This is a genomic window from Pseudomonas sp. GW823-FHT03E05 (genome assembly GCF_058796855.1).
Map to the genome: position 1 here is coordinate 392,483 of NZ_JBXAJB010000005.1, position 16,240 is coordinate 408,722.

Genomic DNA, 16,240 nt, shown 5'->3' on the forward strand with positions numbered 1-16,240 from the left:
CGCAGGACCCCGCACGAAGCCGAGGGCAACCAAGCACGAATAAAGAAAGGAGGTTTGCAGCATCCGCAGGCCGTATCCCGGCCTGCGGCAAGACGCGATGAATCAGCGGGCGGTGAGTTCGATCACGCAGCACAGCCCGTCCAGGGCGACTTCCAGCAGCCCGCGATTGCCTTCCAGGCGCAGGCAGTCATAACGCCCCAGTGCTTGCACCGGTGCGCTACCGGTATCCACCCAGGCTTGCTCGGCAGCACTGAACAACAACAAGGTGTGCGCCTGGGTGAAAAACCGCTGCTGGCCATCGAGCCACTGCAAACGGGCGACGTAGCGCTGTGGGCAATAGATCAGGTTGAAGTCGCGGATCGCCCCCTCCAGCAATGTGCAATCGACCTGGCTGGCGCCGCTGAAGGCAAAGGCGTCCAGAGGCAACAGCGGCCGCACATCCTCGCCATCGATGGTCAGTTGCATGCCCGCGCCCTGGAGCACGGTGATGACCCGCTGGTAACCGGCAAAACTGGAAAACCCGCCGGACTCGGCGATATCGGCAATCGACAGGCGCCAGCCGAAACCGTCCAGGCCGTCACCGGTATCCCGGGCAATCTCTTCGGTGCTGCCTCCACCATTTTTCCAGGGCATGCGTGGGTAGTCGGCGGCACGCAGATGGGTGAGCTGGATCATTTGTGAAAGCGCCCTTCCAGACGATGACGGGAACCGGGGTGGATCAGCCGCGCGGCGGTCACCGGCTGGCGCCCGGACCAGGTGCGACGGCGAATCAGCAGGCAAGGCTCGCCCCGCTCGATCTGCAGCAGCCGGCATTCTTCGGCTTCGGCGAGAATCGCCTCCACCACATGCTCGCCCTCGGTCAGGGGCGCGACCTGGGACAGATAGGCGTAGGGGGTCTGCAGGGTGAAGTCCTGCTTGAGGTACTCCGGCGCCACCAGGGCGTTGACGAAACGGTCCTCGATCTGCACCGGGATGTCGTTCTCGAAATGCACGATCAGCGAGTGGAAGACCTTCTGCCCTTCACGCATGTCCAGGGCCAGGGCACGCTCGGAACCGGCGGCCTCCTCGCCCAGGGTGATCACCTGGCAGGTGTGGCGATGACCGCGAGACGCGATCTCGTCGGCAATGTTGTGCACTTCGAACAGGGCGGACTGGCTCTTGGGTTCGGCGACGAAGGTGCCCACGCCCTGCATCCGCACCAGCATGCCTTCGGCCGTCATCTCGCGCAGCGCGCGGTTGATGGTCATGCGGCTGAAACCCAGCTGATTGACCAGCTCGCTTTCCGAGGGAACACGGTAGTGCGGCGGCCAGTTTCCGCTCTCGATCTGCTGGGTGATCATCTGTTTGACGCGGGCGTACAAGGGCGCCGGACTATCGCCCAAGTGGGCAGCCAGCGGCGATTTGGCAGGCGGAGTCGGCACAGGAAATCCTTGTTGATCGATAAAGGTGGCTAGCTTGCCGGAGTTTACCGGGCAGGCAAACGTCTGTATATGTATATACAAATAACAAACGATAGGGTGCTTGAACCATGTCCGCCTTTTTCGCCGAACGTGCACTGCTGCCTGATGGCTGGGCCAACCATGTACGCCTTGAAGTCAGCGCTAACGGCCAACTGACACAGATCCAGGCCAACGCCAGCGCAGACGGCGCGGAACGGCTCAAGGGCCCGCTGCTGCCGGGCATGCCCAACCTGCACTCCCATGCATTCCAGCGGGCCATGGCCGGGCTGGCGGAAGTGGCCGGCAACCCCAATGACAGCTTCTGGACCTGGCGCGACCTGATGTACCGCCTGGTGGGCAAGATCAATCCCGAGCAGTTGGAAGTCATCGCCCGGCAGCTGTATATCGAAATGCTCAAGGCCGGCTACACCTCGGTAGCTGAATTCCACTACGTGCATCACGACAGCGACGGCAAGCCCTACGCCGACCCCGCCGAACTGTCCCGACGCATCAGCCAGGCCGCCGCCGGCAGCGGTATCGGCCTGACCCTGCTGCCAGTGCTCTACAGCCACGCAGGCTTTGGTGGCCAGGCACCGAATGACGGCCAGCGCCGCTTCATCAACAGCACGGAAAACTACCTCAAGCTGCAACAGCACTTGCAGCCGCTGCTGGCGCAGCAGGCCAACCAGCAACTGGGCCTGTGCTTTCACTCGTTGCGAGCGGTCACGCCACAACAGATCAGCGAAGTGCTGGCTGCCAGTGATCGCCATTGCCCGGTGCATATCCACATCGCCGAGCAGCAGAAGGAAGTCGACGACTGCCTGAGCTGGAGCGGCCGGCGTCCATTGCAGTGGCTGTATGAAAACGTCGCGGTGGATCAGCGCTGGTGCCTGGTCCACGCCACCCACGCCAACCCCGAGGAAGTCAGCCTCATGGCCAGAAGCCGGGCCATCGCCGGCCTGTGCCTGACCACCGAGGCCAACCTGGGCGACGGTATTTTCCCGGCGGTGGACTTCCTGGCCCAGGGCGGGCGCCTGGGCATCGGCTCCGACAGCCATGTGTCCTTGAGCGTGGTGGAAGAGCTGCGCTGGCTGGAGTACGGCCAGCGCCTGCGGGACCAGCGCCGCAACCGCCTGTACCGCGCCGACCAGCCCATGGTCGGCCGGACCCTGTACGACGCCGCGCTGGATGGCGGTGCCCAGGCCCTGGGACAAGGCATTGGCGCCCTGGCCGTGGGTACCCGCGCCGACTGGCTGGTGCTGGATGGCAACGACCCCTACCTGGCCACCGCCGACGGCGACGGGATTCTCAACCGCTGGCTGTTCGCCGGCGGCGACCGTCAGGTGCGCGATGTGATGGTGGGTGGGCAGTGGGTCGTGCGCGACGGGCGTCACGCCGCCGAAGAAGACAGCAGCCGGGCCTTCACCCAGGTCCTGCGTGACCTGCTCAACTAACCCCGACCTGTAGGAGCCGGCTGGCCGGCGAAAGCATTCTCACGAGCGCCTTCGCCGGCCAGCCGGCTCCTGCGGATGAGCTTATTTCGAGGTCTTGGCCATGGCCGAGTCCGACACCCGCCAGATCAGCCGCGTGGTGTCATACCCCTGCTGGCGAGCCTTGCTCAGCAGCTCCTCGCGCACCGTTTCGTTGACCTCCTTGGTCCGCGACAGCAGCCACAGGTAACGGCGGTTCGGGTTGCCGACAATCGCGGTCTTGTAGTCATCGCTGACGTACAACACCCAGTAGTCGCCCTTGGTAGCGCCCGGCAGCAGCCGCGAGAACCAGTTATCGAACTCCACCCACAGCTTGTCGGTCTTGCCCGGCACTTGAGGCGTGGCCGTACCACGGGCCTCTTCCCATTTCCATTCCGGCGTCAGGCAGCGATTGAGCACCGCCACGTTGCCCTCCGGCAGCAGGGTATAGCGAGCCTCGGATTGCGCACAGTTGCGCTGGAAGTACATGGGCAACCGCGCCAGCTCGTACCAGGTGCCCTGATAACGCTTGAGATCGACGTGGTTGACGGTCTTGGGCGCCAGCGAATCGTCCCGGGACGTGGCGCAGCCGGCCAAGAGCAGGCCGACCAGAAGAGTGACAGCAAAACGCATCATTATTTTTCTCCCGTGGGCCCGAAGCCCCGGTTTTTTTTACTTCAGGCCTTGCCCGGAAAACATCAGAACCTTGTCACCGGCGTACTGCACGCTGATAAAGCTGTTCTTGTCACCCCAGGTGCAGCTGGACATGCCCAGCGCGCCCGAACAGTCAGTCGGCTTGCCCAGGAGTTGTTCGACCTCGGCCTTGGGCATACCCGCCGACAGCTTGGAATAGTTTTCCTGATTGACCTTGCTGCACGCGGCCAGCAGCACGCAGAACGACAACAAAGCGAGAGAACGCAGGGACATGGTGAACTCCTGAACAAAAGGGGGAAGGCCTGTCAGCCAACCAGAAGCTTAGAAGAGAAAACCCCCTTCTGGTTCCCCGGGGAGACGGGTATTTCTTGCCTGGCAAACCGGGCAATTGCCTCGTAAATCAAGGACCTTTTTGCCGCACCTGACAGTTCGTCGGCTTTGTGTATCTGCCCCTCATTTTCAGTGGTGGCCAGTCGACATAAGATGCAGCGCAAAGCCCTCCACTGTGGCAAATTGACGCCCCTCGTTGACCAGCCCCTCGCGGTAGTTCATTTAATGACCAGAAATATGAAGTTCAGCCACAAGATCCTGCTCGCCGCCGCCCTTGTGGTTGCCGTTGCGTTCGCCTGTTTTATTCTGTTCAACGACTATCGACAGCGAGAGGCCCTGCGCAGCAGCACCGAAGCCTCGATGCAGGAACTGGGCAGCCTGACCACCAGCAACATCCAGACCTGGCTGGAGAGCCGCATCCAGCTCCTGCAATCCCTGGCCCAGCAGATCGCCGTGGACGGCAGCGGCGCCGATAGCCTGAAACGCAGCGTCGGCCTGCCCGCCTACACCGGCAACTTCCAGCTCAGCTACTTCGGGGGCCAGGACGGCGTGATGTTCTCGGTACCGGCCGGCAACCGCGCCGCCGATTACGACCCCCGTGCCCGCGGCTGGTACAAGGCAGCCACCGGCGCCCAGCGGACCATCGTCACCGAACCCTACATCGCCGCCTCGTCGGGCAAGCTGGTGATCACCGTCGCCACCCCGGTACAGCACCAGAACCAGATGATCGGCGTGGCCGGTGCCGACATCGACCTGTCGAGCGTCAGCGCCATCATCAACTCACTGAACTTCGGCGGCCACGGCCATGCCTTCATCGTCAGTGCCGAGGGCAAGATCCTCATCCACCCTGACAGCAAGCTGGTGCTCAAGAACCTGAGCGAGGCCTACCCCAACGCAGCGCCGAACGTCAGCCCGGGCCTGAAAGAAGTGCAGCAGGGCGGCAAGACCCAGTTCATTTCCTTCACCCACGTCAATGGCGTGCCCTCGGCCGACTGGTACGTGGCCCTGGTCCTGGACCAGGACACCGCCTTCGCCATGCTCAGCGAGTTCCGCACCTCGGCCATCATCGCCATGGCCATTGCCGTGGTGATCATCATCAGCCTGCTGGGCATGCTGATCCGCATGCTGATGCAGCCCCTGCACCTGATGGGCCGGGCCATGCACGATATCGCCGAAGGTGAAGGCGACCTGACCAAACGCCTGGTGATCCACGGCCACGACGAATTCGGCACCCTGGGAGTGTCGTTCAACCGTTTCGTCGAACGCATCCACAGCTCGATCCGCGAAGTGTCCTCGGCCACCGGCCAGGTCAACGAAGTGGCCCTGCGGGTCGTGGCTGCCTCCAATTCGTCGATGTTCAACTCCGACCAGCAGGCCTCGCGCACCAGCAGCGTGGCCGCAGCCATCAACCAGCTGGGCGCCGCCGCCCAGGAAATCGCCCAGAACGCAGCCCTGGCCTCGCAGCACTCCAGCGACGCCCGCAGCCTGGCGGAAGACGGCCAGCAGGTAGTGGACAAGACCATCGCCGCGATGCACCAGCTGTCGGCCAAGATCAGCAGCTCCTGCGACAACATCGAAACCCTCAACAGCAGCACGGTGAACATCGGGCAGATTCTGGAAGTGATCACCAGCATCTCCCAGCAGACCAACCTGCTGGCCCTCAACGCCGCCATCGAAGCCGCCCGCGCCGGTGAAGCCGGGCGCGGCTTCGCAGTGGTAGCGGACGAGGTGCGCAACCTCGCCCACCGCACCCAGGATTCGGCGCAGCAAGTGCAGAAGATGATCGAGGAACTGCAGGTAGGCGCCCGTGAAGCGGTGGGCACCATGACCGAAAGCCAGCGCGAGAGCGAGAACAGCGTGGGCATTGCCAACCAGGCCGGCGAGCGCCTGGGCAGCGTGACCCAGCGCATCGGCGAGATCGACGGCATGAACCAGTCGGTGGCCACCGCCACCGAGGAGCAGACCGCCGTGGTGGAGTCGATCAACGTCGACATCACCGAGATCAACACCCTCAACCAGGAAGGCGTGGAAAACCTCCAGGCCACCTTGCGCGCCTGCGCCGACCTGGAGCAGCAGGCCAAGCGCCTGCAGCATCTGGTGGGCAGTTTCCGTATTTAAAGGAACGGCTTCGCCGGCTTGCCGGCGAAAGCGCTCTTAAAAACGCGAACCGGGCTCGCGCAGGAAAGCCAGTTCCTCGGCCGTGGATTCGCGGCCCAGGATGGCATTGCGATGGGGGAAGCGCCCAAAGCGGGCAATGACTTTCTGGTGCCGTTCGGCGTAGTCCAGGTTGTCGGCAAACACTGCACGCTCGTCCGCTGGCTGTTCATCGTGCAGGGCGGTAAAGCGTGAAACGCTCTCATTCTGCACTGCCAGGTTTTCGCAGTGCTCGAACACCAGGTAGATGAAGCAGCGCTGCATGGCCGGCAGGCGCCGGTCAAAATCCGCGGCGATACCCTGGGCCACCAGTGCCTGGGCACGCAGGTCGCCGGCAAATGCCTTGGGAGTGTCGCGATAGATCATCCGTGGCAGTTGGTCGAGCAACAGCACCATGGCCAGCCAACCTTGGGGGCTTTGCGCCCATTCGGTCAAACCGCCAGCCAGGGCCTGCTCCACCAGGCCGGCGAAACGCTGACGCGCTTCAAGGTCCTGGCTGTCGCGCTTGCCGAACCACAACCGGCCCTTGGCAGCGACAATCTCCGCCGGCTTTTCGGCTGAACCGAACCACCAATCAAGCAGAGGCTGCCAGGGCGCGCTCATGATTTATTCCTTGTGGTAGCCGGTCACGCGGGCCACTTCTTCCTTCGAGCCGAGGAACACCGCCACACGCTGGTGCAGGCCTTCAGGCTGAATGTCGAGAATGCGCTTGTGACCATCGGTGGACGCGCCGCCGGCCTGTTCCACCAGGAACGACATCGGATTGGCTTCGTACATCAGGCGCAACTTGCCCGGTTTTTCCGGCTCGCGGCTGTCCCGTGGGTACATGAACAGACCGCCCCGGGTCAGGATACGGTGCACGTCAGCCACCATCGCCGCGACCCAGCGCATGTTGTAGTTCTTTTTCAGCGGGCCGGTGTCGCCCGCCAGCAGTTCTTCCACGTAGCGCTTGACCGGGGCTTCCCAGTGACGCTCGTTGGACATGTTGATGGCGAATTCCTGGGTGGATTCCGGAATCTTGATGTCTTCGTGGGTCAGGACGAAGCTGCCCATTTCGCGGTCCAGGGTGAAGCCTTTGACGCCGTCGCCCAGGGTCAGCACCAGCATGGTCTGCGGGCCGTAGATGGCGTAACCGGCGGCGACCTGCTGGGTGCCCGGCTGCAGGAAGGCCTTTTCATTCAGGGCTTCGTTCTGGCTCAGGTACTCGTTGGGGCAGCGCAGTACCGAGAAAATGGTGCCGACCGGTGCGTTGATATCGATGTTCGAGGAGCCGTCCAGCGGGTCGAATACCAGCAGGTAGGCGCCTTTGGGGTACTTGCCCGGGATCTGGTAGGCATTGTCCATTTCCTCGGACGCCATGCCGGCCAGGTGGCCGCCCCATTCGTTGGCTTCAAGCAGGATCTCGTTGGAGATCACGTCGAGCTTCTTCTGCACTTCGCCCTGCACGTTTTCCGTGCCCATGCTGCCCAGGACACCGCCCAGGGCGCCCTTGGAAACGGCGTGGCTGATCTCCTTGCAAGCACGCGCCACCACTTCGATCAGGAAGCGCAGATCGGCAGGAGTGTTGTTGCTGCGGGTCTGCTCAATCAAATAGCGACTCAGGGTAACGCGGGACATGGAAGGCTCCGGAGGAATGGGGGGCTAAAAACCCGCGCAGTTTAACGCGAGTCGAGGCGCATTTCCTCCTCTCAGACAGGGAACCGCCAGTTAGAGTTCAGGCGCCGGTTTCAGCGTAGTCAAAAACCCCGGGCACGATGGACCTTGGTGGCGAGGGAGCTTGGTCCCTCGCCACACCTGCCCGCCTCAGGCCGCGGGTTTGCGCAACATGCTGAAGGCCATGCCGGCCAGGGCCAGCACCCCGAGAAGCAATACGGCCCACAGGCCGATCTTCTTCCAGTCCGGCCCGCCTGCCGCCACGGCAGCGGCAGGAGCGACAGTGGCCGAGGCCAGTTGCGCCGCGCCCTCGACCTTGGCCTGGCCCAACTGCTTGAGGCGTTGCGCACTGTAGTCGGGGATCAGGGTCGCCAGCGGCAGGTTGGCCGCGCTCGCGGTGGGGTTGCCCAGGGCCAGGGTGTAAGGGCCGGCTCCCCGAGCCAGGAACACCAGTTGGGTGCCACGCACGGCGAACTCCAGGCTCGGGGCCTCGGCGCCCAGGCCGCCACCACGCTCATCCACCACCAGCCTGAGTTGCTGCACGGTCTGCCCCGGCAGTTGCAGTTCGTTCTGCTGCACGTCCTGGCCATTCTGGGTCAGGCGGTACAGCAGGCCATTGCCCAGGGGCTGCCACGGCAGGCTGCTTTCTCGGCGCCCATAAAGCGTGGCCGGAGCCAGGCTGTTGGCCTGGGTCAGGGCAATGCGCACTCGCTCCAGGTTCAAACCCATGGGCAACTGCCAGGTGTACTCGCCGGCCTTGGCACTGCTGCCCTTCAGGGGCTGCGACCACACCAGCGGCGATGGCAGGCTGCTGGTGGTACTGCTTTGCAATTGCGCCGAAGTCAGCACCGGCGCCGTTTGCGGGGTGTTCCACAAGAGGCGCAGGTAGCGCGCCGTCTGCCCGGGCAAGGCCACTTCATGCTGTTCGACCCGTTCGTCGGCGAACGACAGGCGCGCCACCTGGCCTTCGCCCCAGGGCTGCCAGTGCTGCAGGTCGTCGCTGGCTTCGATGCTGAACCGCTGGAAGCCGTCGCGTTCGCTGGTCCAGTCCAGCACCAGTTGCTGCAACGGTGCCTTGATTGCGCTGGCATCCAGCAACCAGCCACGCAGGACCTCCTCGCCGGCCTCCAGTTGAGTGGAGGGCTGAACCTCCACCAGCGTGCCATTGGTGGTGGATTGCACCCGCACGCTGGGGGTGCTGTCGGCGGCATCTGCCGAGCTGTACAACGGGAACCACTTCACATCGCTGAGCGTGTGCTGCTCGGTGGTCTGCGCCTGCTGGCGCGCCAGGGCATAGGCCTGGGGCTCACCGGCAGCGTTGAACACACGGATATCCCGCAGGTCGGTCTGGCTGGCGTGCAGTTGCACCGCCAACGGCAGTTCCAGGCGATACCAGGGCCCCTCGCCGCTCAGGCTCAGGGGTGCCAGGGACTTGAAGTCCCCCGGTTTGTCCTGGGCCACGGCGGACAACGCCACACACAGGCCCACAGCCCCCAACCAGCCCAGGCTCAGCTTCGCACTCACGATGACACTCCTTCATTCAACGGTTTGCCGGGCTCGGCTTGCGCCTCGGCGCGCTTGGGCGGCAATGGGGCGAAATAGCCCACCACCAGCAGCAATACTCCCACCCCGATGAACGAGACGATCCGCGCCAGCCCGCCACGGTTGCTCAACTCCACCAGGAACAGCTTGGCCACCACCACGGCAATCAGCACTGCGCCGATCAGCCAGACTTCACGGCGATGACGCAGGTGGCCGCCGATCATCAGGCTCAGGGCAATCAGGGTCCAGACGATGGACAGCCCGGCCTGGACCATCATCGATTCCAGCAACGCATCCGCCTGGAACGGCACGCCGCTCCAATGGTGGGCCGCCCGCATCACCAGCACGGTGAAGAAGGCGAACAGCGACAGCCCCGCCACCAGTTGCGTGGCACGCTCGGCGTAGTCGGCACGGATCGCCAGTTCCCGCACCGCGCTGCGCGACCAGACATAGACGCCGAACAGCGCGAACAGCAGCCCCAGTTCCAGCGGGTTGAGCAGCGGCAGGTAAGGCAGTGGTTCGGCCCGGCCATCGCTGAAGATATTCGCCAGCCAGAACCAGCCGAGCATCAGCACCGCCAGGGGCAGCGCGGCATACAGGCGGTACTCGCGGGAGTGGGCAGAAACCGGCCACGGCCAGGCGCGCGGCGCGGCCATCGCCACCAGGTACAGGCTCGGCAGGATCGCCCAGCCCAGCCAGCGCCAGGCGTTGTACTGCTCGGACAACAGCAGCAGGCCATAACGCAGCTCCAGCGCCAGCACGCCGATCAGCAACCAGCAGCCCAGCACATGGGCGATGCTCGCCACCCGTGCCGGCAGCTGCGACACCAGGCGCCGCTGGCTGAAGAAGTGCACGGCGAACAACAGGGTCCAGGCCAGCCAGCCGAAATCCGCCGCCGGGTGATAGCGCGGAGCCCAGGAAGCCAGGAGCACCAGACCCGCGGCTGGTATCAACAGGCTGCACAACAGGCCCAGGGACGACCATTTCAAACGTACCGCCAGCAGCGCCCAGAGCAACACGCTAGCCGCGCTGATCAGCAACAGCAGGCTGGCCTGCCAATGGGCCGGGGCGAAGCGCAGCACTTCCTTGAGCCAGGTAAAGGCCCACCAGCAGGCGCCCCAGGCCAGCAACAGATCGGACAGATGGCCCAGGCTCAAGGTATCGAAGGCCGAACCATGGTTGCCCCGCTGCAGGCGCCAGGCGCCCACCAGGGCCGCCAGGGCCAGGACCATCGGCGTCCAGAAATCGCCATTGGCCAGAGGCCGCGCAGCGTCCGTCGCCACGAAATACCAACCCGAACCGGCCAGCAGGAAAGTGCTGCCGCCAATCACCTGGAGCACCAGGCCGAAGACAAAGCTGGCCCGCTGCTGCAGATACAGGCTGAGCCAGATGATCAGCAGGCCACTGGCGGCCCAGACGCCACTGGCCGTGCTCCAGGGCAGGACGAACAGCACCGCCAGGTTGATCATCATCAGGCCGGCCAGCAGTACCAGGGACAAGCCCCGCAGCAGCCGCGGATCACTGTGCACCATGTCATTGCGGGCTGCCAGGAGCATGCCGCCGATCAGCGCCAGGCCAATCAGCGAAGCGCTCATCAGCCCGCTCCAGCCGGCGTTGAACACCGCACCGGCATCGCCGTCCGCACCTTGCAGGCGCATCAGGAACAGCGCACCGCCCAACAGCTGCACGGCGAAGGCGGTGAACAGGAACGTCCGCGATTGCAGGCGCAGGCCGACAAACAGCGTCGCCAACCCGGCCACCGCCCAGCTGATGGCGGTGCCCTGGGTGAACAGGAACAACGGCGCCAGCAGGTACAGGAAAGCCAGCCCGGCCACCGCCAGGATCGGCGCAATGCCCTGCTCCCAGCTCGCTACCTGGGTCTTCCGCGCCCGCCGCAACTGGTCGAAGCTGAACAGCAGCGCGACGCCCAGCAGCAACGCCCCCAGCGGCGCGCCATCCAGCAGGCTGGTAGCGCCAGGCTGCAGCTTACTGAGGAAGGCCAGGGCCGACCCCAGTTGCAGCAGCAGGGCGAACGCCCGGGCCAGCGGCCGTTGCTGGCGCAGGCCGAGCCAGAAGATTCCCGCCCCTTCCACGGCCCAGGCAGCGCAGGTCCAGCGCGCATCCAGGCCTAGAGGGATCGCCAGGCTGGCGAAGATCACGCCCAGGGCCAGGCAGGTTTCACCCAGCAACAGGGCGCGGCCGCCCATCAGTAGCCGGGCCAGGACCATGTAGGTCAGGCCCAGGGCCAGGGCACTGAAGGAAGCGGCGAACTCCAGGTGCTGGACCAGCGCCAGTTGCAGGCCGAAGCCCACCAGGGGCGGGCCGAAGAGCATGCTGCCGTCGACGTAGTCACCCTTGCGCGCAGACCAGTGCAGCAGCGCCTGGCGGCTGTCATCCGCCGGTGCGTCGGGCATTTCCAGCAGCTTGCGCCGGGTGAACAGCAGGCCGATGGCCAGGTACATGACAAAGAACAGGATCAGGAAGGGCTCGGTGCTCCACAGCAGCTCCGGCGTGTAGGAGCGCAGGCCCCAGGCAAAGCCGATACCGAAGGTGCCGACAAAGCCGATCAGGTTCAGCAGGCGCCAGGCCTTGAACCAGGCAATGGCCAGGATGCCGGCATTGAGCAGGGCGAAGTAACTGAACAGTGCCACATGGCTGCCGGCGCCGGTGGACGTCAGGATCGGTGCGGCAAAGCCGCCCAGGGCTGCAGCGGCCGCCAGACTGAGGGCGTCCTGGGTAATGGCCAGGATCGCCGAAAACACGGTGACCGCCACCAACAGGCCAAGGGCCGCGGAAGGGTCGAGCAACGGATGCAGGCGCATCGCCGCGAACACCGTCAGGTACAGCACGGCGATACCGGTGCCCTGGAGCATCAGGGCGTAGCTGCTGTTGCGCCGCCGCAACCACCAGCCCAGGCCCAGCAGGCCCAGGGAACAGGCCGCAACCCCGGCGTAGCGCAGCTCCAGCGGCACCACCATGCCTTCGGTGGCGTAGCGCAGAAGGAAAGCCAGGCCAAGGAACAACAGCACCACGCCGACCCGCAGCACGGTGTTGCCGCCAAACAGCCAGGTGCGCGCGCCGCTCAGGGCACGCTCGATCAGGTTGGGTTCCCGAGGCGCAGCTACGGACTCACGGGCCGGCGCCTGGGGCTGGGGTTGCCATACCGACTCCGGCACCGGCTGGCTGGCCTCCACGGAGGCGGCAGGGCTCGCTGCCGCGGGCAACTCCCAGACCAGCTCGGGGGCAGCCGGCGCCGGCTCCACGGGCTGGACTTCCTCAAGAATGAATTCGGGAAGGTCTGCAAGTTCCGGCGCGGCGCTCATGCCGCTGCCTGCCTCGGCCAGCGGGGCGCTGGCCTGGGGTTCTGAGGCGGGCTCGGCAGCGGGGCCGCCGGTGCTTTCCAGCAGGGCAAGGCGCTGGCCCAGGGTAGCGAGGGCCTTCTTTGCCTTCTCCAGCTCACGATGCTGGTCGACAACTTGTCGATGCAAGGCGTCGGAACGAATCGCCAGGCCGATGGCCAAGCCCGAGACCGCGCCAATCAGGGCGTCGCTGAAGGACTCGTCAAGGAACCAGCCCAGTCCCCCTCCCAGCAGCATGAATATCCATTGCATGTGTCGATATCCCTAAGCAGTCCATTGACGGACGGGTGCAACCGTATGGGTGCCCGCGCCGGCAAACCGGTAAAGGCCCCTCCCCGCTTGGAAGCCGGACACCAGACAAAAGACACCGCCGGGGAGGCAAAACGCTGCCCAGTATATCGGCAAGGCCCAACAAACGCTGGGCCTTGTACACACTTCTAGAATTTTCTCAGGGGCCTCATTCCAGGGCCTTCCAGATCTCTGTGGCGTATTCACGGATGGTCCGGTCCGAAGAGAACCAGCCCATGCGCGCAGTGTTGAGCACCGCCGAACGCCACCATTCCTTGGAGTCGTGCCAGCGCTCCTCGACCCGAGCCTGGGCGTTCCAGTAAGCGTCGAAATCGGCGCAGACCAGGAACCGGTCGTAATCGATCAGCGAATCGATCAGCGCGGTATAGCGCGACGGATCGTCCGGGGAGAACACCCCGCCGCGAATCGCCTGCAGCACATCGTTCAGCCGATGGGAGGCGGCGATGTCCGGCACCGCGCTGAACTCGCCATTGCGTTTGCGCGCCTCCACCTGCTGGGCACTGAGGCCGAAGATGAACATGTGCTCCGCGCCAACCTGCTCGCACATCTCGACGTTGGCGCCGTCCAGGGTGCCGATGGTCAACGCGCCATTGAGGCCGAACTTCATGTTGCTGGTGCCCGAGGCCTCGAACCCGGCGGTGGAGATCTGCTCCGACAGGTCGGCGGCAGGAATGATGCTTTCCGCCAGGCTGACGTTGTAGTTGGGCAGGAACACCACCTTGAGCAAACCGCGCACCGTGGGGTCATTGTTCACCGTACGGGCGATGTCGTTGGTCAGCTTGATGATCAGCTTGGCCTGGTGATAGCTGGCGGCAGCCTTGCCGGCGAAGATCTTCACCCGCGGCACCCAGTCGGTTTCCGGCTCGGCGCGGATCGCCTGGTACAACGCCACGGTGTGCAACAGGTTGAGCAACTGGCGCTTGTATTCGTGGATGCGCTTGACCTGCACATCGAACATTGCCGCCGGGTTGATCGCGATTCCCAGGCGCTCATGGATGATCGCCGCGAGGGCGCGCTTGCTGTGCAGGCGCTGCTCGGCGAACTGTTTGCGAAAGGCCGGTTTCTCGGCAAAGGGTTCGAGCCCCCTGAGCAGTTCCTCGGGGCTGTCCAGCAGCTCGGGACCCAGGGCCTCTACCAGCATTTCAGTGAGTTGCGGGTTGGCCTGGTACAGCCAGCGGCGGAAGGTGATGCCGTTGGTCTTGTTGTTGATGCGCTCGGGGTACAGCTTGTGCAGCTCGGAGAACACCGTGCTGCGCATCAACTGGGTGTGCAGCCCGGACACGCCGTTGACGCTGTGGGAGCCGAGAAACGCCAGGTTGCCCATGCGCACCCGGCGGCCGTTGTCTTCCTCGATCAGCGACACCGCCCGCAGCACGTCGAAATCGTGCAGGCCCTTGGCCCGCAGCGAGTCGATGTGCTGGGCGTTGATCAGGTAGATGATCTGCATGTGCCGCGGCAGCATGCGCTCCATCAGGCCCACCGGCCAGGTTTCCAGGGCTTCGGGCAGCAAGGTGTGGTTGGTGTAGGAGAGGGTTTCCACGGTGATCTGCCACGCCGCGTCCCAGGCGATGCCGTGCAGGTCGACCAATTGGCGCATCAGCTCGGCCACGGCGATCGACGGGTGGGTGTCATTGAGCTGGATCGCCGCGTGCTCGCCGAGGCTGAGCACCGAGTCGTGCATGTTCTTGTGGCGGCGCAGCAGGTCCTGCAGCGACGCCGAGACGAAGAAATATTCCTGGCGCAGGCGCAGCTCCTGGCCGGCCTCGGTGCTGTCGGCCGGGTACAGCACCCGGGAAATGCTCTCGGCCCGGGCCACTTCGGCTACCGCGCCCAGGTGGTCACCGGCATTGAAGCGCTCCAGGTGCAGGTCTTCCATGGCCCGTGCCCGCCACAGGCGCAAGGTGTTGACGCTGGCCCCGCGCCAGCCCACCACCGGGGTGTCGTAGGCCACCGCGCGCACCGTTTCCGCCGGCCACCAGACCTGCCGGGTGTTGCCCGCCTCGTCGGTCACGGTGTCGACACTGCCGCCAAAGCCGATGGAGTAGATCACCTCGGGGCGCTCGAACTCCCAGGGGTTGCCGAAATCCAGCCAGTGCTCGGTCTGCTCCTGCTGCCAGCCATCGACGATGGCCTGGCGGAACAGCCCGTGTTCGTAGCGGATGCCGTAGCCGTGGCCGGCGATGCCCAGGGTCGACATGCTTTCCATGAAGCATGCCGCCAGGCGCCCCAGGCCACCGTTGCCCAAGGCCGCATCGGGCTCCAGCAGGCGGATGCGCTCCAGGTCCACCCCCAGGTCGGTGAGGGCCTCGCGGGCCACCTCCAGCAGCCCGAGGTTGCTCAGGCTGTCGAACAGCAGGCGGCCGATAAGGAACTCCAGGGACAGGTAGTACACCCGCTTCTGGCCCTTGCGGTAGATCTGCCGCGTGTGATCCATCCAGTGGTCGACCATGTGGTCCCGCGCGGCCAGGGCAATGGCTTCGAACCAGTCGTGGTCGAAGGCGTGATCCGGGTCTTTGCCTACCGCGTAGGTGAGTTTGGTCAAGACGGCTTCGCGAAAAGCGGCCACCTCAGCGTCGCGAACAAGGGGTTCCTGAGTCATCGATACGACCTCTGACGAGATACACAGTGAGCATGGAATTGTCTGAGCCTAGTCGGTCTGACACGAGGCGAAGGCTCTGGTTCGGCGCTATTTCAAATGGCTCGGCTAAACAGGGAGTCTTCTGCGCCAGCGGGAGAAAAGGATGCAGTTGCCGTGCCGCCAGGTATTGTTCGGCGCCACATGAAGAAAAATCCGACCTAAAGTCGTTCAAAAATCCACCAGTCCCGGTATGATCGCGCGCCCTGGAACACCTGCCGGAAATGACCTTGATGAAGTCCAACCTGATCGCCGCCGCGGAAATCGATCGTCTCGATACCTGGGCCAAGTACACCGCCCCCATGTGCGGCTCCTGCATGTCCAGCTGCTGCACACTGCCGGTGGAAGTGAAGATCAAGGACCTGATCCGCATCGGCATCGTCGATGAATTCGAACGCGGCGAGCCGGCGAAGAACATCGCCAAGCGCCTGCAGAAGGAAGGCATCGTCGAGCGCTACAACCAGAAGTCGGAAATCTTCACCCTGCAGCGCATGAGCAACAACGACTGCCTGTATCTGGATCGTAAAAGCCGCCTGTGCACCATTTATGACAAGCGCCCGGATACCTGCCGCAACCATCCGAAGATCGGCCCGCGCCCCGGTTACTGCGCCTACAAGCCCAAGCCTCAGGTGCGCCCGACCAATACCAGCAGCCGGACCCTGGAACGCTTCTGAGCCCCGGCCTGCGCCTGCAACC

General features: G+C 64.5%; 12 protein-coding genes and 1 pseudogene. 4 read left to right on the forward strand and 9 right to left on the reverse strand.

The features are described 5' to 3' along the window. Positions 1 to 102 precede the first annotated feature (102 nt). On the reverse strand, positions 103 to 675 hold the full coding sequence (locus AC1RCO_RS22150; protein ID WP_011058775.1) for a HutD/Ves family protein: 573 nt from the start codon (positions 673 to 675) through the stop codon (positions 103 to 105). After that, a complete protein-coding gene (hutC, locus tag AC1RCO_RS22155; RefSeq protein WP_011058774.1) occupies positions 672 to 1,421 on the reverse strand; it encodes a histidine utilization transcriptional repressor HutC in 750 nt (249 codons plus the stop codon). The genes AC1RCO_RS22150 and hutC overlap by 4 nt, the downstream gene beginning before the upstream one ends. Before the next feature lie 107 nt (positions 1,422 to 1,528). On the opposite strand from hutC, the gene AC1RCO_RS22160 reads away from it, so the two are divergent. Then, positions 1,529 to 2,893 carry a formimidoylglutamate deiminase gene (locus AC1RCO_RS22160; RefSeq protein WP_011058773.1) on the forward strand — a complete coding sequence of 455 codons (1,365 nt, stop codon included), beginning with the start codon at positions 1,529 to 1,531 and terminating at the stop codon, positions 2,891 to 2,893. An 81-nt stretch (positions 2,894 to 2,974) separates the two neighbouring features. Here AC1RCO_RS22160 and AC1RCO_RS22165 read toward each other — a convergent pair whose 3' ends face one another. Continuing rightward, positions 2,975 to 3,544 (reverse strand): lipocalin family protein, encoded by a 570-nt coding sequence (locus AC1RCO_RS22165; protein ID WP_011058772.1) that lies wholly within the window; start codon positions 3,542 to 3,544, stop codon positions 2,975 to 2,977. 36 nt (positions 3,545 to 3,580) lie between these two features. Next, a complete protein-coding gene (locus tag AC1RCO_RS22170) occupies positions 3,581 to 3,835 on the reverse strand; it encodes a hypothetical protein (protein ID WP_011058771.1) in 255 nt (84 codons plus the stop codon). Between the two features lie 294 nt (positions 3,836 to 4,129). On the opposite strand from AC1RCO_RS22170, the pseudogene AC1RCO_RS22175 reads away from it, so the two are divergent. Next, positions 4,130 to 5,152 (forward strand): annotated as a pseudogene (locus AC1RCO_RS22175) (HAMP domain-containing protein); the annotation flags it as partial. 93 nt (positions 5,153 to 5,245) lie between these two features. After that, positions 5,246 to 6,010: a methyl-accepting chemotaxis protein gene (locus tag AC1RCO_RS22180; protein WP_370059460.1), complete on the forward strand. Its 765-nt coding sequence runs from the start codon at positions 5,246 to 5,248 to the stop codon at positions 6,008 to 6,010. Positions 6,011 to 6,046: 36 nt separating this feature from the next. Here the strand turns inward: AC1RCO_RS22180 and AC1RCO_RS22185 are convergent, their stop codons facing one another. From AC1RCO_RS22185 to AC1RCO_RS22205, 5 genes are all read right to left on the reverse strand, one after another. Further along, positions 6,047 to 6,649 carry a DUF924 family protein gene (locus AC1RCO_RS22185; protein WP_011058769.1) on the reverse strand — a complete coding sequence of 201 codons (603 nt, stop codon included), beginning with the start codon at positions 6,647 to 6,649 and terminating at the stop codon, positions 6,047 to 6,049. A gap of 3 nt (positions 6,650 to 6,652) precedes the next feature. Beyond that, positions 6,653 to 7,663, reverse strand: coding sequence for a class 1 fructose-bisphosphatase (locus AC1RCO_RS22190; protein ID WP_011058768.1), 1,011 nt, complete (start codon positions 7,661 to 7,663; stop codon positions 6,653 to 6,655). 186 nt (positions 7,664 to 7,849) lie between these two features. After that, positions 7,850 to 9,223 carry a DUF3999 domain-containing protein gene (locus tag AC1RCO_RS22195; RefSeq protein WP_072452097.1) on the reverse strand — a complete coding sequence of 458 codons (1,374 nt, stop codon included), beginning with the start codon at positions 9,221 to 9,223 and terminating at the stop codon, positions 7,850 to 7,852. After that, positions 9,220 to 12,852, reverse strand: coding sequence for a DUF2339 domain-containing protein (locus AC1RCO_RS22200; protein WP_492618044.1), 3,633 nt, complete (start codon positions 12,850 to 12,852; stop codon positions 9,220 to 9,222). Before AC1RCO_RS22200 ends, AC1RCO_RS22195 begins: the two co-directional genes overlap by 4 nt. A 205-nt stretch (positions 12,853 to 13,057) precedes the next feature. Then, entirely contained in the window at positions 13,058 to 15,508 is a 2,451-nt protein-coding gene (locus AC1RCO_RS22205) for a glycogen/starch/alpha-glucan phosphorylase (RefSeq protein ID WP_041115300.1), read from the reverse strand. A 269-nt stretch (positions 15,509 to 15,777) separates the two neighbouring features. Here AC1RCO_RS22205 and AC1RCO_RS22210 point away from each other — a divergent pair, with 269 nt between their 5' ends. Next, positions 15,778 to 16,218, forward strand: a complete 441-nt coding sequence (locus AC1RCO_RS22210; protein ID WP_026020056.1) for a YkgJ family cysteine cluster protein — start codon at positions 15,778 to 15,780, stop codon at positions 16,216 to 16,218. Positions 16,219 to 16,240 lie beyond the last annotated feature (22 nt).